Origin of the sequence: Sulfobacillus thermosulfidooxidans (genome assembly GCF_001280565.1) — a bacterium.
GTDB classification, from domain to species: domain Bacteria; phylum Bacillota; class Sulfobacillia; order Sulfobacillales; family Sulfobacillaceae; genus Sulfobacillus; species Sulfobacillus thermosulfidooxidans_A.
Genome location: NZ_LGRO01000001.1, coordinates 1,617,857 through 1,635,018 on the forward strand (window position 1 = coordinate 1,617,857; position 17,162 = coordinate 1,635,018).

Sequence of the window (17,162 nt, forward strand, 5' to 3'; positions counted from 1 at the left end):
CCTATACTTTCTCCCTTTTGGACGGGTTTCATGCATAAAAAAAGACTGGGAATCGTCCCAGTCTTTCAGCCGTTATGAGTGTTAAGCGCGTCCTAAATATTGCCCCGTACGCGTATCGACAGTAATGACTTCGCCTTGTTCAACAAATAAGGGAACTTTGACAATAGCTCCGGTCTCCAGCTTGGCCGGTTTCGTGCCACCCGTTGCGGTATCGCCTTTAAAGCCAGGTTCTGTCTCAACAATTTTCAAATCCACACTATTGGGCAAGTCGACACCAATACTGCTACCTTTGTATAAAATGACATAACAGGTCATATTTTCTTTGAGAAAACGTACCCCATCGCCAATATCAGCACTGTGTAAGGTCAGTTGTTCAAAGGTTTCGGTATCCATAAAGGTATAATCGTCTCCACTGCTATATAAGAATTGCATCTCCCGTTTTTCGACCCGGGCACTCGGGACGCGTTCTCCGGCGTTAAATGTCCGGTCTACGACACCACCGGTTTGCAAATTCTTGAGCTTAGTACGGACGAAAGCCGAACCCTTGCCTGGCTTCACATGCTGAAATTCAATGACTTGGTACAAAACGCCATCGAGTTCAATGGTTACACCATTACGAAAATCGTTAGAAGAAATCACCCGTTATCCACTCCCATTCCCATCTGACATCATCACTAGAATAGATTTAATTTAAACGTTTATCCCATGAAGTGAGCCTTACTGAGCCCTCCTGGGTTACAACCAGCATATCTTCTAATCGCACCCCACCAATATCGGGAAGATAAATGCCGGGCTCTACGGTAATCACCATTCCTGCTTCCAAAACCACATCATGCTCCGGTTTAGGGCCTAAAAACGGGTCCTCGTGAACATCCAAACCCACACCATGACCGGTTCCGTGTCCGAAGTACTCACCAAACCCCGCTTCTATAATAACGCGACGGACCACTTCATCAACCTTTGACGCCAAAATTCCTGGTTTGACAACTGCAATTCCCGCTTTTTGAGCCTGATATACAATATCATAGATTGCTTGTAATTGCCGAGACCGCGCCTGATTGGTTACTGGTATCGTAACCGTCTCATCCGAATGATATCCCAGGTAAACGGCGCCAAAGTCAATTGTGACCCATTCATCTGCTTGCAGTTGCCGTTCAGACGGCTTCGCATGCGGTAAAGCACCTCTTGGTCCCGAGGCCACAATGGTGGGAAACGACAGCCCTTCCGATCCTTTTTGTCGCATAGCTGTTTCTAAGAGGATGGCCAAATCTTGTTCAGAGATTCCTGGTCGAATCTGACTCAGCACTACGGCCAAGGCTTCATCAGCAATGCGAGCAGCCTGTCGCAAACATTGCAGCTCTGTCTCATCTTTGACACGCCGCTCAAGCTCCACTAACCCCGTCGTTGGAACCCACGTTATGTCGGGAAAATGTTGTTGAATCTCATCATAGGTCTTAACCGTGGTATGTTGGGCTTCAATCCCGATGCGTTTGTATTCGTGCACTCGGGCCAAAGAGGCGACGGAGTCAAATGGCTTCCGGGTTTCGATAATTTCAAAGTCTGGTGCCTCTTGCCGAGCTTGCAACACATAGCGTGAATCAGTTAATAAATAGCGGTGTTCCCCGTCAATGAGCACACATCCGGCGGATCCTGTAAAACCACTTAAATAATAGCGGTTTTGAGGGGAACAGATCACGAGAGCATCTAAATCCTGAGTTTTTTGCCACACACGCGTTGCACGAGACATGCCCTTTCCTTCTTCCCCTCTGTCACTAATCTTCACACCCTGAGCCTAAGGCCAGTGAACGCCAGGCACTCGTTTGTGTTACAGCTGTTCCTCGCACAAATAGGCCACAGCTAGCCGGTAACCTTCGGTTCCAAATCCGCTTAATTGAGCTGTCACAACGGGTGCAGTGAGCGAATGGGCGCGAAAATCTTCTCGCGCATAGATATTACTGATGTGCACTTCCACAATAGGCATGGACAAAGCAGCTAAGGCATCCCGAATCGCATAACTCTGGTGTGTCCAGGCTCCGGGATTAATAATCAAGGCCTCGATTCCTTGCTCTTCCAGGCTTTCTAAATAATCAATAACCTGACCTTCGTGATTGGACTGAAAATACACCAACGTACACCTTGGAAAACGCTGTTGAAGACGTTGAAAAATGTCATCCCAGCTACGGTTGCCGTAAATTTGCGGTTGACGTCTGCCCAGAATGCCCAGATTAGGACCATTAACAATTGCAATTTTCATTAGTCATCCAACCCGGGAAGCGGAAATTCATGAGCCAGAGCTTCCACCCGTCGCCTTAAGGGTTCTGGGTTAAAATCATGTGGGGCCTGAATGGTTTGCACGATAATATCAGCCAACGCATCAATTTGTTCGGCTTTAAATCCCCTGGTCGTAATTTGCGGCGTGCCCAAACGAATCCCTGAGGTGACGGTAGGTTTCTCGGTTTCAAAGGGAATCGTATTTTTGTTCACCGTAATACCCACTTGAGCCAGACGTTCTTGTGCTTCAAGCCCGGTAATGCCGCTGTGTTTGGTATCGACCAACATCAAATGATTATCCGTGCCACCAGACACTAAACGTAAACCACGGTCCATTAATTGCTCGGCCAAACGATGAGCATTTTCTACCACCTGCACCTGGTACTGGCGAAAACTCGGCGTTAATGCTTCGCCAAACGCCACCGCTTTCCCCGCAATCAGATTCATCAAGGGACCACCTTGCAACCCAGGAAAAATGGTCTTGTCAATTTTCTTTCCCCAGGCTTCATTCGTTAAAATAAATCCTCCACGCGGGCCTCGCAATGTTTTGTGGGTAGTCGACGTCACGAAATCTGCGAATCCAACAGGACTCGGATGAAGTCCTGCAGCGACTAAGCCTGCAATATGGGCCATGTCGACCATGAGCAGAGCCCCCACCTCGTTAGCGATATCCCGAAAAGCCTTGAAATCCAAAATACGAGGATACGCCGATGCGCCCGCCACAATCATGTGGGGTTGAAAAGCCTTAGCAATCTCCCGAACCTGATCCATGTCGAGACGTTCTGTCTCCTGATCAACACCGTAGCTTTCAACCTGGTAGAGTTTTCCGGAAAAATTCACCGGACTTCCATGCGTTAAATGTCCCCCGTGACTAAGATTCATGCCTAGAACGCGGTCGCCCGGTTTTAATGCGGTGAAATATACTGCTAAATTGGCGGGAGCACCAGCATGGGGTTGAACATTCGCATGTTCCGCCGCAAACAACTTTTTGACACGTTCTTGCGCTAACCGTTCAACGACATCCATATATTCACAACCACCATAATAGCGGTGACCGGGATACCCTTCTGCATATTTATCCGTCATCACCGATCCGACAGCTTGACGAACGGCCTTTGAGGTCCAGTTTTCCGATGCAATTAACTCAAGATGGTTAGATTGTCGTTCTTCTTCATGAATAATCGCTTCATAGACTTCTGGATCAACTTGCGCTAACACATCTAAATCATGGCGCGCCATCACAAAATCCCTCCTCGAAAAATATGATCGAACCTTTCAGATAATAAAGAACCCATTCTTGTGTTGAAAGAGCGCACCATTCTCCTGAAGCTCTTAACTACGCATCTTTTTGGAAATATGTCAAGACAGGATGACGGGCAGCTTGGGCTTCGTCCAACCGGCTCACAATGGTATGATGGGGTGCCTCATGTAAGAGGCTTGGATTGGTATCAATTTCATCATCAATTTGGATCATTGATGCGGCAAAACGGTCCAATGTTTCTTTGCTTTCCGTTTCCGTCGGTTCTACCATCATCGCTTCTTCCACAACTAATGGGAAATAAACTGTCGGCGGATAGACTCCATAGTCAATAAGCCGCTTGGCGACATCGAGCGCCCGAGCCCCCCGCTTTTTTTGTGGGGTCAAAGACAACACAAATTCATGTTTGACCGGCCTGTTAAAGGGTGTTTGGTAGCGTTCTTTCAACAAGTGCAAAAGGTAATTGGCATTTAACACGGCGGTTTCAGACACATTTTTTAATCCCTCGGCGCCATGACTTCTGAGATAGGCATAGGCCCGGATTAAAATCCCCGGATTCCCATAATACGACCGGACTTTGCCAATAGACTGGGGACGATTGTAATCCCAATACCAATGTCCTTCATGACCTTGAATGCGAGGCAACGGCAAAAACGGTTCTAGGGCCTTTTTCACGCCCACAGGTCCAGCTCCTGGACCACCTCCCCCGTGAGGCGTGGAGAAGGTCTTGTGTAAATTCAGGTGGACCACATCAAAGCCCATATCACCCGGTCGGACTTTGCCCATAATCGCATTGGCATTAGCCCCGTCATAATATAATAGGCCTCCAACGCCGTGTACAATATCCGCGATTTCCAGAATATCCTCTTCAAAAAGACCTAAGGTATTAGGATTGGTGAGCATTAATCCAGCCGTTTCTTCATCGACGATCTCACGAAGTTTCTGAACATCCACCCCACCTCTGGCGTTAGAGGGGACAACCTTGACCTTAAATCCGGCCATGGCTGCCGTGGCCGGATTGGTGCCATGGGCGGAATCGGGGACCAAAATCGTCGTGCGTTTTTGTCCTTGAGCTTCTATATATGCACGGATAACGAGAATGCCCGTCAGTTCACCATGTGCCCCGGCTGCCGGTTGCAGACTCACCGCGTCCATGCCGGAAATCTCAGCTAATCCGTCTTCTAACGCACGCATGACTGTCAACATGCCCTGAACCGTATCATCTGGCTGAAGCGGATGCAAATCGGCAAAACCTGGCAAGGATGCCACCGATTCATTGACTTTCGGGTTATATTTCATGGTACACGATCCCAAAGGATAAAATCCGGTATCGACCCCGTAATTGAGGGAGGACAAATAGGTGTAATGACGAACGACATCCAATTCCGACACTTCCGGTAAGTTTAACGATGAGGTACGCAAAAACGACCCCAGTTCTTTTGCGACGTCAACCGTAGGTACATCACACTCCGGGAGCCTAACGCCTTGCCGGTGAGGAACGGAACGTTCAAAAATTACCGGGACATCCATCTTTTTACCTCCTCGACCAGCGCATCTAATTCTTGTTGAGTACGTTTCTCCGTAACAGCAATTTGCCAAAGTCCCTCAAAGGCTGGATCCCATTGTCCCAAGTCAAATCCGCCTAAAATTCCATTGCTTAAGAGGTGCTGATTTAAAGAAGACACGGAGCCTGGAACTTTTACGACAAATTCATATAAAAATGGCTCGTCAGGATTTATTCGGACCATTCCGATACGTTCCAAATTCTGAGCAAGATAATGCGCTTTATGCATAGACAGTTCCGCGACTTGCTTGAGCCCGTCGGGACCTAATAAGGCCATGTAAATGGTGGCCTGTAAAGCATTCAGAGAATGATTGGAACAAATATTGGAGGTCGCTTTTTCCCGGCGGATATGTTGTTCGCGAGCTTGCAATGTCAACACAAATCCGCGATTTCCATGATGGTCGACGGTTTGTCCGACTAAGCGTCCAGGCATTCTCCGCACTAGCTTTTCGGTCACGGTAAAGAAACCGAAGGTGGGACCCCCGTAGTTCAGGTGATTTCCTAGCGGTTGTCCCTCTCCTACGACCACATCCGCTCCCCATTCCCCCGGCGGCTTCAATAGTGCTAATGCTACCGGATCGGAAGATACAATCGCTAACGCACCATACTGGTGAGCGAGCGAAATAGCATCGGGCAACGAACGAAAATGTCCCAAAATATCAGGATATTGCCAAATGACCCCAGCGACAGGATATGCGGCTAAGGTTTTCTCCAACGCGTCGAGCGAATCCACAACCATAACCTTGGCACCACGGGCATGAGCATAGGTACGAACGACGGCAAGGCTGTCGGCATGAACATAGCGCGATACCACTAAATGTTCTCTACCCGTTTGAGCTAAAGCAAGCAGGGCGGCTTCGCCGACGGCAGAAGCCCCATCATACATCGACGCTTGCGCCGCGTACATTCCACAGAGTCCAGCTATCATGGTCTGAAACTCAAAAATTGCCGCGAGAGTTCCTTGCGACAATTCCGGTTGGTATGGGGTATAAGCCGTGAGAAATTCGCCGCGTTCCGCTAATTGCCCTACAGCGGCAGGAATAAACCGATCATAAAATCCCGCACCGAGAAAGGAAGTTAGTTGTTGAACATTCCGATTCTCAGCGGCCAACTGTGCCATATGTTGTTGTAATTCCAATTCTGACAAGGCTGGTGGAAGATCAAGCAACCTGCCAAGACGTGCTGCTTCGGGAATATCCTCAAATAGCGGATCAATGGAAGTGTAACCTAAGGCTTTTAACATCGCCTGTTTATCATCATCAGTGTGAGGAATGTAGCGCAATGAATTTATTCTCCTTCGACTTGCTGCTGATAAGCCTTCGCATCTAATAATTCTTCACCATATCCCTGAACATCCACTTGAATAATCCAGCCTTGGTTGTAGGGATCTTGGTTTATGAGCTCTGGAGTTTCATTGAGCGCCTCGTTTACAGCTGTAACTGTGCCATCAACTGGACTATATAAATCCGATACGGATTTTACCGATTCTACGACGCCAAAAGCTTCTCCTGTTTTAACCACTTGCCCCACTTGGGGGAGTTCCACAAAAACCACATCCCCGAGCGATTCCTGGGCATAATCGGTAATTCCGACACGCCCTTCGTCATCAATCCACTCGTGATCTCTGGTATATTTCAGGTTTTCCGGGATTTTCACGGTAGTTCCTCCTCAATGGATTTATCTTAGTTTCTCAGTAAGGCACTCAAATCGGTCGACGATAAAATGGGGTTTTGACACTGAGGGTAGGCACCGCCCGATTGCGGATCATGACTGAAAAGTGTTGTCCGGGTTTTGCATAGGAACTCTCAACCAATGCTAACGCAATAGGTTTTTTCAAAGTCGGTGAATAACTCCCTGAGGTAATCACTCCAATGGGTTTTCCCTCGGCATTCGAAACCGCATATCCCGAGCGAGCAATACCGCCCTCAAGCGTGATCCCCACAATTTTCCTGGTCAAGCCCGTTGTCTTTTGATTCCAAAGGGCCTCACGACCAATGAAATCAGTCTTATCAAACTTGACAAAGATTCCCAGGCCTGCTTCCAGTGGAGAAATGTCTTCGGACAACTCATGCCCATACAAGGGTAATCGTGCTTCCAGCCGTAAGGTATCGCGAGCTCCTAGTCCGACAGGTTTGACACCTAGCTCGTAAAATTTCTCCCATAAGGCTAAAGCTTGGTCCGCCTTGACATACAGTTCGAAACCGTCTTCGCCTGTGTATCCTGTACGGGACAAGTGGACATTGATGTTATTTACCGGAACATCAAAAGCTGCATGATAATAATCTAACGTGTCCAAGTTCGTGGATGTTAAAGGTTGGATCAGATCTTTTGCCAGAGGTCCTTGCACCGCAATTAATGCCGTTTCTTCCGAGACATCAATAAGCTGAATACTAGGATACTTTTGAGCCTGTTCGACAATCCATGTCCAATCTTTATCATGGTTGGCGGCATTCACAACCATAAGGAATTTTTGGGGGGCGATGCGATAAATCAACAAATCATCAACCGTGCCCCCATGGGGATAACACATTGGCGTATATAAAGCTTGACCGCTTTCCAATTGCGATGGGGTATTCGTCACCAAGTCATCTAAAAACCGTGGAGATTCTTCTCCTTCAATGAGAAACTCCGCCATATGCGATACATCAAACATCCCGACCGCATGACGGACTGCCTCATGTTCTTGGATAATGCCCTGGTATTCCACAGGCATGTCATAACCGCCAAATTCCATCATTTTGGCACCATGCTCTTTGTGCCATGCGGTTAGTGGTGTTGTCTTCAATCGATTCCCCTCTTCTTTATAAAAACTTAGGCCTAACATACCACTTCTACCGCTTTCCTATAAGTCCCTTACTGATGATACCCTGCCAATTCCTCTATCGCAATTAGCCCCAAGCAATTCTTTTAAAGATCATCACTGAATTTCCTCTAGTGCCTCCAGCACCTGTTGCGAATCTACTTGCCGAGTAACCACGGGATCTCCAATATCCTTTAATAAGACCCACTGTAACCCATAAGCTCGGGCTTTTTTGTCTTGGGCCATAATCTCATAGATTTTCACAGGATCGAACGGCTGGCTCTTGGTAGGAAGCCCCCACTGTCTAAGCCATTCCATAACCTGTTCACGAATTTCTTTTCGGAGTCCCAACACGCGTTCGGACAAACGAAGGGCCACGAGCGTTCCGAGTCCCACCGCTTCTCCATGGGTAAGTGTGCCGTAACCAAAATAGTTTTCGAGAGCATGTCCTGCGGTATGACCAAAGTTTAAAAACATGCGTTGATTTTGTTCGTAAAGATCAGCCTGCACGACACGTGCCTTAAGTGCTGCGGTTTCAGCAATAACAGATGCCCACCAGGGAGTAAGTTCGCCCAAAGGTTCTTGTTTTTGCTGAACCCAATCATAAAGGCGCCCACCAGCAATCAGTGCTGATTTGATGACTTCTCCTAGCCCTGCCCGCCACTCTGTTAACGGCAAAGTGGCTAACATTGCGGTATCAACAGCCACAATGGAAGGCAGATGAAAGGCCCCCACAAGATTCTTACCGAACTCAGTATTTACAGCCACTTTTCCCCCAATAGCAGCGTCCACTTGGGCCAGTAATGTGGTAGGTACAGCTATCCACTGTAATCCTCTTAGGTAGGTCGCCGCCACATAGCCAACCAAATCCGTCAGGACACCCCCGCCTACCGCCACAACAACGGTATCCCGGGTCACCCGGTTTTTTCCAAAATCCCGGTATAAAGCCGCCACCGTTTCCAGCGTTTTGTCGTGTTCCGCAATGGTCCTTGGCACCACAGCCAAATGGGCCTGACGATTTGTTTCAATAGCGGAAATTAAGGGCTCCAGCCGCATTTCAAGTTTCGGATCCACGACCATGACTACTGGCACATTTTCAGGTAACCACGATGACCACGGCCATGCTGATAAGGTCTCATGACCAATCATGACCTCCGATTTTTGATAACTTTGGGACTCAATCACAATTGCCTTGTCCACCAATATCTGCCCCCAACCCTTGGAAAATGGCTGCGACCACTGTACTGGGATCGCCAACGCATTCGATTTTTAACGATGCGACTTTTTCGTAGACAACCTGTCTGGCCTGATGCATCAGAAAAAATGCCTCTTGTCCTTGCGCCACTAAAGGCCGGTCCGTGTCTTTGACGCGGCGCCATAATTCGCTGCTCGGTGCATCAAGCCAAATAACATGGTGAGGTTTTACCAGACTATGACTCTTTTCTCGCAGTAAGGCTCCACCGCCTAACGCCAAGACGATAGCCACGTCATGCGCCAGCATGCGTTCGAGTGTTTCTTCTTCCCACTGCCGAAAAATCTCTTCGCCATACTGGCCAAAGATTTGCCCAATGGTCATCGCATAACGCTTTTCAATCTCCTCATCGAGATCAAAAAAGGGCCACTTCAGCACATCAGCTAATCGCTGACCAATCGTCGATTTGCCACTCCCCATCATGCCCGTTAAAAGAATATGGCGTCTAGTATTCCCGGACATATCGTTCCCAAGCTTGAATCCGTTCCTGAATCTCGGGCAAACTATCTCCGCCGAACTTCTCCAAAACGGCATTGGCAAGGACATGCATCACCATCGCTTCTCCCACGACCACAGCCGGAGGAACGGCCGTAACATCAGAACGCTCGACTTGGGCCAAAAATGGTTCCTTGCTTTCAATGTCAAACGAGCCCAAAGGCGATAGCAGGGTTGAAAGGGGTTTCATGGCAATGCGTACGACTAAGGGCATTCCGGTCGTAATACCGCCTTCAATACCTCCAGCACGGTTACTTAATCGGCTAAAACCTCGCTCCTTATCCCACCAAATCGCGTCATGGACGGCTGAACCGGGCACATCAGCCTGAGCCATGCCTGTTCCCACCTCAACAGCCTTCATGGCCGGGATGCTAAGGAGAGCCTGGGCCAATTGTCCCTCAATCCGGCGGTGCCATTGCACATAACTGCCCAGTCCCACTGGCAGGCCGAATGCCTTGACCTCAAAAATTCCTCCTAACGTGTCCCCAGCCTCTTTAGCCCGGTCAATGGCGTCTGTCATGGCTTTTTCACTTGACGGATCGACCACACGAACCGGTGAATTTTCTGATGCAAGGATTTCTTCTAAGGTATAGTCCTTATATGGCGCATGCACGTCTCCAATGCTAATGACATGTCCCCGTACTTCGATGCCCAGTTCATGAAGAAAACTGCGCGCGACTGCTCCTAATGCGACACGCATAGTCGTTTCCCGAGCCGACGCGCGTTCGAGAACGTTACGCAGATCCCGGTGCTGATATTTGATGCCCCCAACTAAATCGGCATGTCCTGGTCTAGGACGGGTCACAATTCGATCGGGTTTGCCTTCATCAGGCGCCATAGATTCCTGCCAGTTCACAAAATCCCGATTTTTGACTAGCAACGCCACCGGACTGCCTAAGGTTTTACCGTGACGCACGCCCCCAAAAAACTCGACTTGATCCTTTTCGATCGCCATTCGTCCCCCGCGACCATACCCTTTTTGACGTCGGGCCAAATCTTGATTGATTAATTCACTCGTCACCGGAACTTGAGACGGAACCCCGTCGACAATTCCAACTAATCCCGGTCCGTGAGATTCTCCCGCCGTCATGAACCGCCATAATGCCAAATGATATTCCACCTTTCTTCCCTCATGTTTTTTTAATTTAAATGGATACCATGTCGCGTAATTAATGACACGTAAAACGAAAACGCCTAATGTAATAAACCAACGAGACCTGCCAATCCTCCTAATACCAGAAAAGGACCTAGCGCAATTGCTTGCCCGCGCGATCGCCGAAACACGACGAGTAAAATCAGGGAGTAGAGTCCGGCTGCCCATAAGCCCACTACCGACGCCAATAAGCCTTGAGGCCACCCTAAAACAAAGCCTTGCGCCCCACTAAATTTCACATCGCCCATGCCAAGTCCCCCGGATGTCACAAAATGGACCAACAAGTAAAAAGCAAAAAGACCTAATCCCGTCGCTAAGTCGTGCATTGCGATCTGAAGAGTCCATGGCGTCACCACAACGCCCCAGAGTATGGTCAGTAAAACAAAACGGTTCGGGATAATACGTTCTTTCGCATCGACATAGGCTACAACCGTCCATAATCCCACAAACCCATCATCAAGGGGATTCCAGTGCCCATCATACCAGCCCAGAGCAACAGATAAAAAGATAATCACAACCGCCATCATCATTCGGGCGCGCAATGACACCGCTTCTGTTAAGCCCCAATAAGGCGCTGCTACGGACATGACAAATGCTGCGAGCATACTAGCCCAAAAGTTATCCATAAAAGTACTCGCGAACCGCGTTCGTCATTACATCTTCAGGACCCACACTACCAAACCACAATTGCCATGAGAGCACCGCTTGTTTCACCAGCAAACTGAGCCCATCCACAACCCGACACCCGGCCTCCCGCCCTTGCGTCAAAAGTACCGTGTTGTTGGGACGGTAGACCCAATCCACAACAAGTGTATGAGGGTCAAATTCCGGGCGGACATCCCACAGATTTTCGCCGATTTGTCCAAGGGGCGTTGCATTGACAAACACATCGCAGTGAGGATGGCGAAACATATCGTTATCCCATTCGACCCAGTGATAATGCCATGAAGACTTATTAGAGGAACGCCGCCCAAAAACAACGACCTCATAACCTTTGGCTTCTAAAGCCACCACACTCGCCCGGGCTACCCCTCCTTGCCCTAAAACCCAAGCGACTTTGCCGAAATAATGGGGGCCAGTATCAGGAATATAGGCCATTAATGCCTGAACGTCGGTGTTATCGCCAACCCAAGAGTCCTCTTGCCAAACAATCACATTGGCCGCTTGGGCCTTTTCGACCCAAGATGATGCCGAGTGTAAATGGGGGACAATGAGTTCCTTTAATGGGCGTGTCAAATTGACTCCACGTCCACCGAGTTGACGGAAAGCATCCAAACGCTGCAACAACTCATGGGGTGGGCATTCAACAGGAAGGTAAAATGCTGGACGATCAAAATATTTGAACGCGGCATTATGCATTTGGGGAGAGAGCGAATGATGAATGGGTTGACCGAATACCGCGAAAAGTTCCATAAAACGTGTCACATCTCCACAATTCCTTAATAGGTTATCCGTAATTCATCATATGGCCCTGTGCTGTTCCCGCAGAGTGAAGGAGCACAGTCTCTACTACGGCACGCCATGCAAAAGGCGGTTTAAAGATGCGTCTTGATGGGGAACGGGCCATCATCCCTGACAGATCAATCACCATCCGCGATGTGTTTTGTTCCCATCGTAATATTTGCTGACGTTCCCGAGATGTACACTGAAACCAGTCAATAATAAGACATGTGACCGGATATGTCGCAGTCGAGGCGGCTATGGGCTCTATTGTTACACAACGCACGGAATAGGACTCGAACAACAACCGGACAATTTCCTCAAGTTCCCTGTGACGTAAGATCGTACCGACAGTGTTTGTCATTTGAGATTTCGATCCTCTCTTCCTTCGTTAAGCAATATGCTAACGGGAAGCGGTTACAAAATCTGTCGACCCTTGTCCTAGTGCGAAAAACTTTGTGGAAAATGCGGGCGTCTCACGACATATCGCTCTAATTTCCGGACTAGGCGTGTCGTCCAATATTCATGGGTGTCGATGGGATGGACCAAGATAGTGAATAAACGCAGGCGGTTTCCGCCCAAAATATCCGTAAAAACTTGGTCTCCAATCACCGCTGTATTATGACGTGTCGTACCCATTTTTCTCATGGCTAAACGAAAAGAACGCCGCCTCGGTTTGGCCGCTTTCGGAATTGCCATGACTCCAACTTTTTCTGCAAATTGCTCGACACGTTCGGTCATATTATTGGACACAATACACATTTTAAAGCCATGCGCTCGAACATCTTGGAACCACATTTTCAGCTCTTGACTTAAGTCGGGTCGATTCCAACCAACGAGGGTATTATCCAAATCCATGATCAATCCCCGCACTCCACGGTCATGCAGACGGGCCAAATCGAGATCGAAAATAGAGGTAAGAAAAAGGCGAGGCTGCAACAATTTTATCATCCACTGACCCCCTTTCCTCTATTTTCATTCAGTATACCATGCACTATTCACAATCATATATGCCTATTCGTTCCACCCGTGTCCTTCCCCTATCAAGGTCTACTTAAACACGTCAAAAAGGCATGGGTCAAGTTTTCGGAAAATCTTTCAATGGTTGACTTTTATATGGAGTGGAATACACTAAATATGAATACTGAGTAAATTAGTCGGAAATCGGTTGAAGTAGGAGGGGTCTCATGCCAGCACCAGTACTGGAAATCAAAGATCTGCACGTAAATATTGATGACAAGCCCATCTTGAAGGGGGTCAATTTGACAGTTAAGGGGGGCGAAATTCACGCCATTATGGGTCCCAATGGCACGGGAAAAACTTCACTCGCCCAAACCTTAATGGGTCATCCCCGTTATCATGTGACACAGGGTGAAGTGCTTTTAGATGGTCAAGACGTCTTGGCCATGAAAACAGATGCCCGCGCCCGCGCCGGACTGTTTTTGGCGATGCAGTACCCCAGTGAAATTTCCGGTGTGACTACCGCCAATTTTCTTCGAACAGCCATTAATTCCAGGCGGGGTGAAGGAAACCAAATTCCTCTAAAAGAATTTCGCGATAAACTCGACCGGACTATGGAATTTTTAGAAATGGATCCCAAGTTTGCCAATCGATACTTAAACGAGGGGTTTTCCGGTGGGGAAAAGAAGCGCAACGAAATTTTGCAAATGCTCATGTTAGAACCGCGTATCGCGATTCTTGATGAGATTGATTCTGGACTGGACATTGACGCCATTAAAGTCGTGGCTAAAGGAGTGCAATCGTTGGCCGGTCCTAATTTTGGTGTGCTCCTCATTACCCATTATCAACGCATTTTATCCTATCTCAAGCCCGATGTGGTGCACATCATGATGGATGGACATATCGTCAAGACTGGAGACTACCGGTTAGCCGAGGAACTGGAAGTCAAGGGTTACGAGTGGGTTCGCAACGAATTGCTCAATCAGGTGCAGTAAGGAGGCTCCAATGAATACGTCGACCGATGTGAAATGGCTTGAAGATATTCGCTCTCTCACTTTGGACCGTCAACAAGAGCCTCTTTGGCTTCGTAATTGGCGTTTATCCTATTTAGAGAAGCTGCCCGATTACTCGTGGCCCAAACGGGAGAAAACACCCTTAAGAGAACGACAACTGGATCAGATCCCATTGACGGCGGTGTTTCCAAACGTCACGGTGCCTCATGATATCTTACAATCGATGATTTCACCGGCTTATGTTGCCTTTGCTAACGACCGTCTTGTCGCGAGCAGTATACCCCAAGACTGGACATCACAAGGTATAGTAGTCATGCCCTTACAAGAGGCCGCCGTAAAATATGAAAAGGACCTGAGCATGGTGCTAGGACAGATTGGGACGTCTCCGATCAGTCGTGCAGAAGCCTTAAATGGTGCGTTATGGGATCAAGGGCTTTATATTAAAGTCCCAGCGCATGTCCGAATGGTAGAACCCTTGTTGGTACTGCATTATGGACAGTTCAGTCATGACGTTCGCAGCCTTTTTCCGCGCACCCTCATTGTGGCGGAGCCAGGAAGTCAAATGACTGTCATTGAGCGGTATATTTCCAATGAATTTGAGGAGAAAACCTTGTTCTCCAGTGTCGTCGAGGTTTTGGCTAAGGAAGACGCCAAGGTGCATTATGGGGCCGTGCAAAATCTCTCTGACAACGCAGAGGTTTTTATGCACCGTTCTGCGCTCGTCCAAAAGGACGCGGTCGTGGACTGGAGCATTGGCGAATTTGGCGGCCATCTTACCATAGCTAGCGATCATACCCATTTGGTAGAACAAGGTGCTCAAAGCACCCACACCATGGTGTTTTTTGGATCAGGCCATCAGCGACAAGATTTTGATACGGAGATTATTCATTCCGCTCCTTACACAACCAGCCGGATTATCGCCAAAGGCGTGATGAAAGACCAGGGACGCAGCGCATTTCATGGGATCACGAACATTGAACATGGTGCCGTCCAGGCTGATGGTCGACAAAAAGAGCAGACTTTGATGCTATCAGATGAATCCCGCGCCGATGCGGTGCCATCCTTACTGATCAATGACAATGATGTCTACGCGGCCCATTCAGCCAGTACAGGTCCCATTGACCAAATTGCCCTGTTCTATCTCATGGCGCGGGGCTTATCTGAACGTGAGGCCATCCGGTTATATGTTCATGGGTTCTTAGCGCCAGTAGTCGACGCGCTGCCCGGTCCGGTTCTCCGGGACTCGGTGTGGGAATCGGTAGAAAGGAAGTTGGACGCATGATCACGGCGTTGGTCGATATTACCGAGGATTTTCCCATTTTAAAACGGCAAATTAATGGACACCGGTTAATCTATTTGGACTCGGCTGCCACCTCACAAAAACCCCAAATCGTTATTGACCGGTTGGTGCAATATTATGAAACGACCAATGCCAATGTTTTGCGCAGCGTCCACACCCTCGCAGAAGAAGCCACAACGGCCATGGAGGAAGCCCGAGAAAAGATTGCACGCTTTATTCATGCTAATTCTCCTCGTGAAGTAATTTTTACTCGTGGCACCACCGAAAGCCTGAATACGATTGCCCGCGCGTGGGGGGATAAGTTTTTGGAAGCGGGCGATGAAATCGTCCTCTCTCCCATGGAACATCATTCTAACCTGATCCCATGGCAACAGTTAGCCAAGCGTGTCGGTGCCAAGCTGAAATTTATCGAATTGCAGCCCAATGGCACAATCACTGTTGAAGCCGTTAAACAACAGATAACCGAACGCACCCGAATTGTGACATTGTCCGCCGTCTCCAATGTTCTGGGCACAATCAATCCCATAGCCGACGTCGCGAGCTTGGCCCATCAAGTGGGGGCGATTATGGTGGTTGACGGAGCCCAATCGGTTCCTCATCAACCCACCGACGTTCAGGCATTAGGAATTGATTTTCTTGCTTTTTCCGGACATAAGATGTTAGGACCGACAGGTATTGGTGTGCTGTGGGGTAAAGAAGCCTTACTCGAGGCCGCAGACCCGGTTATGTTTGGCGGAGAGATGATTGCCTATGTGGACCGCGATGACGCCACTTGGGCGGAATTGCCTGCGAAGTTTGAAGGAGGGACACCCCATATTGCGGGGGCAATTGGTTTAGGAACCGCTGTAGACTATTTATCCGCTATCGGTATGGAGCGAATTGAAGAACACAGTCGGATGCTTGCGGAGGAGGCCTATAGGAGACTCGCGAGTTTAAGTGATGTCGTGGTCTATGGGCCAGAATATCCCCGTACCAGTCTGGTGGCATTTAATATTGTTGGAATCCACCCTCATGACATTGCCCAGGTATTTGATTCGCGTGGTATCGCCATCCGTGCCGGCCATCATTGTGCGCAACCTCTCATGCATTGGCTTGATGTTGGCTCCACGGCACGCGCGAGCTTTTACTTGTACAATAGTGATCGTGATATCGATGAATTGGTCGATGCCATTGAGGCGACAAAGAGGTATTTTAAGCGATGAACTTAGATGAAATTTATCGGGAGACCATCTTAGATCATAATCAGTCGCCACGAAACTATGGTCATTTGGATCATCCCACAAAAGTTGTGGGTCTGCTCAATCCCACCTGTGGCGATCAAATTCAATTAGAGCTCTTGCTTCAAGATGGAAAAATTCAAGACATCCGTTTTAGTGGTCAAGGTTGCTCGATTAGTATGGCATCTGCATCCATGATGACCGAGGCTATTAAAGGCAAAACTATCGAAGAAGCCTTAGCCTTGACTTCCAATTTTAAAAATTTTGTGACCGGAGGCACTTCTAATATTCCCTTAGGGGATTTGGAAGCTCTGCACGGTGTTTCCCAATTTCCGAGCCGTGTCAAATGCGCAACTTTAGCACACAATGCATTTGAGAAGGCTATGGCCGAATCGAGTGAATAAGGTCTTGCCATTCTATAACACTTCAGGTCAACCTG

The 17,162-nt window shown here is 48.5% G+C and carries 19 protein-coding genes; 4 read left to right on the top strand and 15 right to left on the bottom strand.

Going from position 1 to position 17,162, the window contains the following annotated elements; all coding sequences use genetic code 11:
- Positions 1-81: 81 nt before the first annotated feature.
- From efp to AOA63_RS08225, 15 genes are all read right to left on the bottom strand, one after another.
- On the bottom strand, positions 82-639 hold the full coding sequence (efp, locus tag AOA63_RS08160; protein ID WP_020373306.1) for an elongation factor P: 558 nt from the start codon (positions 637-639) through the stop codon (positions 82-84).
- A gap of 46 nt (positions 640-685) precedes the next feature.
- Positions 686-1,747, bottom strand: coding sequence for a M24 family metallopeptidase (locus AOA63_RS08165; protein WP_053959232.1), 1,062 nt, complete (start codon positions 1,745-1,747; stop codon positions 686-688).
- A gap of 78 nt (positions 1,748-1,825) precedes the next feature.
- Positions 1,826-2,254: a type II 3-dehydroquinate dehydratase gene (locus tag AOA63_RS08170; protein ID WP_053959233.1), complete on the bottom strand. Its 429-nt coding sequence runs from the start codon at positions 2,252-2,254 to the stop codon at positions 1,826-1,828.
- Complete coding sequence (glyA, locus tag AOA63_RS08175; RefSeq protein WP_053959234.1) at positions 2,254-3,510, bottom strand: serine hydroxymethyltransferase; 1,257 nt, start codon at positions 3,508-3,510, stop codon at positions 2,254-2,256. The genes AOA63_RS08170 and glyA overlap by 1 nt, the downstream gene beginning before the upstream one ends.
- Before the next feature lie 97 nt (positions 3,511-3,607).
- Positions 3,608-5,059, bottom strand: coding sequence for an aminomethyl-transferring glycine dehydrogenase subunit GcvPB (gene gcvPB / locus AOA63_RS08180; protein ID WP_053959235.1), 1,452 nt, complete (start codon positions 5,057-5,059; stop codon positions 3,608-3,610).
- Entirely contained in the window at positions 5,044-6,375 is a 1,332-nt protein-coding gene (gene gcvPA / locus AOA63_RS08185) for an aminomethyl-transferring glycine dehydrogenase subunit GcvPA (RefSeq protein ID WP_053959236.1), read from the bottom strand. The genes gcvPB and gcvPA overlap by 16 nt, the downstream gene beginning before the upstream one ends.
- A gap of 5 nt (positions 6,376-6,380) precedes the next feature.
- Positions 6,381-6,749, bottom strand: a complete 369-nt coding sequence (gcvH, locus tag AOA63_RS08190; RefSeq protein WP_053959237.1) for a glycine cleavage system protein GcvH — start codon at positions 6,747-6,749, stop codon at positions 6,381-6,383.
- A gap of 46 nt (positions 6,750-6,795) precedes the next feature.
- The gene (gene gcvT / locus AOA63_RS08195) at positions 6,796-7,878 is read right to left on the bottom strand and encodes a glycine cleavage system aminomethyltransferase GcvT (RefSeq protein WP_053960656.1); all 1,083 of its coding nucleotides are present in this window, start codon (positions 7,876-7,878) and stop codon (positions 6,796-6,798) included.
- A 132-nt stretch (positions 7,879-8,010) separates the two neighbouring features.
- Positions 8,011-9,093, bottom strand: a complete 1,083-nt coding sequence (aroB, locus tag AOA63_RS08200) for a 3-dehydroquinate synthase (protein ID WP_053959238.1) — start codon at positions 9,091-9,093, stop codon at positions 8,011-8,013.
- On the bottom strand, positions 9,071-9,607 hold the full coding sequence (locus tag AOA63_RS08205; protein WP_053959239.1) for a shikimate kinase: 537 nt from the start codon (positions 9,605-9,607) through the stop codon (positions 9,071-9,073). The genes aroB and AOA63_RS08205 overlap by 23 nt, the downstream gene beginning before the upstream one ends.
- The gene (gene aroC / locus AOA63_RS08210; RefSeq protein WP_278276965.1) at positions 9,591-10,760 is read right to left on the bottom strand and encodes a chorismate synthase; all 1,170 of its coding nucleotides are present in this window, start codon (positions 10,758-10,760) and stop codon (positions 9,591-9,593) included. The genes AOA63_RS08205 and aroC overlap by 17 nt, the downstream gene beginning before the upstream one ends.
- A 74-nt stretch (positions 10,761-10,834) precedes the next feature.
- Complete coding sequence (locus AOA63_RS08215; protein ID WP_053959240.1) at positions 10,835-11,419, bottom strand: prepilin peptidase; 585 nt, start codon at positions 11,417-11,419, stop codon at positions 10,835-10,837.
- Positions 11,412-12,206, bottom strand: coding sequence for a shikimate dehydrogenase family protein (locus AOA63_RS08220; RefSeq protein ID WP_053959241.1), 795 nt, complete (start codon positions 12,204-12,206; stop codon positions 11,412-11,414). Before AOA63_RS08220 ends, AOA63_RS08215 begins: the two co-directional genes overlap by 8 nt.
- Positions 12,207-12,240: 34 nt before the next feature.
- Positions 12,241-12,519 (bottom strand): hypothetical protein, encoded by a 279-nt coding sequence (locus tag AOA63_RS19325; protein ID WP_139061527.1) that lies wholly within the window; start codon positions 12,517-12,519, stop codon positions 12,241-12,243.
- Positions 12,520-12,674: 155 nt separating this feature from the next.
- Positions 12,675-13,184, bottom strand: coding sequence for a YqeG family HAD IIIA-type phosphatase (locus AOA63_RS08225; protein ID WP_053959242.1), 510 nt, complete (start codon positions 13,182-13,184; stop codon positions 12,675-12,677).
- 236 nt (positions 13,185-13,420) lie between these two features.
- On the opposite strand from AOA63_RS08225, the gene sufC reads away from it, so the two are divergent.
- Genes sufC through sufU form a run of 4 tightly spaced genes read left to right on the top strand, consistent with a single transcriptional unit; the run spans position 13,421 to position 17,127 of the window.
- Positions 13,421-14,188, top strand: coding sequence for a Fe-S cluster assembly ATPase SufC (gene sufC, locus AOA63_RS08230; protein ID WP_053959243.1), 768 nt, complete (start codon positions 13,421-13,423; stop codon positions 14,186-14,188).
- Positions 14,189-14,198: 10 nt separating this feature from the next.
- The gene (sufD, locus tag AOA63_RS08235) at positions 14,199-15,488 is read left to right on the top strand and encodes a Fe-S cluster assembly protein SufD (RefSeq protein ID WP_053959244.1); all 1,290 of its coding nucleotides are present in this window, start codon (positions 14,199-14,201) and stop codon (positions 15,486-15,488) included.
- Positions 15,485-16,708, top strand: coding sequence for a cysteine desulfurase (locus tag AOA63_RS08240; RefSeq protein WP_053959245.1), 1,224 nt, complete (start codon positions 15,485-15,487; stop codon positions 16,706-16,708). The genes sufD and AOA63_RS08240 overlap by 4 nt, the downstream gene beginning before the upstream one ends.
- Positions 16,705-17,127: a Fe-S cluster assembly sulfur transfer protein SufU gene (gene sufU / locus AOA63_RS08245; protein WP_053959246.1), complete on the top strand. Its 423-nt coding sequence runs from the start codon at positions 16,705-16,707 to the stop codon at positions 17,125-17,127. Before AOA63_RS08240 ends, sufU begins: the two co-directional genes overlap by 4 nt.
- Positions 17,128-17,162: the final 35 nt, after the last annotated feature.

What these genes read in the sequence shown, in the direction of transcription:
- AOA63_RS08220 (WP_053959241.1), bottom strand. Translation starts at nt 12,206, where the DNA reads ATGGAACTTTTCGCGGTATTCGGTCAACCCATTCATCATTCGCTCTCT.
- sufD (WP_053959244.1), top strand. Translation starts at nt 14,199, where the DNA reads ATGAATACGTCGACCGATGTGAAATGGCTTGAAGATATTCGCTCTCTC.
- AOA63_RS08240 (WP_053959245.1), top strand. Translation starts at nt 15,485, where the DNA reads ATGATCACGGCGTTGGTCGATATTACCGAGGATTTTCCCATTTTAAAA.
- sufC (WP_053959243.1), top strand. Translation starts at nt 13,421, where the DNA reads ATGCCAGCACCAGTACTGGAAATCAAAGATCTGCACGTAAATATTGAT.
- glyA (WP_053959234.1), bottom strand. Translation starts at nt 3,510, where the DNA reads ATGGCGCGCCATGATTTAGATGTGTTAGCGCAAGTTGATCCAGAAGTC.
- AOA63_RS08205 (WP_053959239.1), bottom strand. Translation starts at nt 9,607, where the DNA reads ATGTCCGGGAATACTAGACGCCATATTCTTTTAACGGGCATGATGGGG.
- AOA63_RS08215 (WP_053959240.1), bottom strand. Translation starts at nt 11,419, where the DNA reads ATGGATAACTTTTGGGCTAGTATGCTCGCAGCATTTGTCATGTCCGTA.
- gcvPB (WP_053959235.1), bottom strand. Translation starts at nt 5,059, where the DNA reads ATGGATGTCCCGGTAATTTTTGAACGTTCCGTTCCTCACCGGCAAGGC.
- AOA63_RS08225 (WP_053959242.1), bottom strand. Translation starts at nt 13,184, where the DNA reads ATGATAAAATTGTTGCAGCCTCGCCTTTTTCTTACCTCTATTTTCGAT.
- sufU (WP_053959246.1), top strand. Translation starts at nt 16,705, where the DNA reads ATGAACTTAGATGAAATTTATCGGGAGACCATCTTAGATCATAATCAG.
- AOA63_RS08170 (WP_053959233.1), bottom strand. Translation starts at nt 2,254, where the DNA reads ATGAAAATTGCAATTGTTAATGGTCCTAATCTGGGCATTCTGGGCAGA.
- AOA63_RS08165 (WP_053959232.1), bottom strand. Translation starts at nt 1,747, where the DNA reads ATGTCTCGTGCAACGCGTGTGTGGCAAAAAACTCAGGATTTAGATGCT.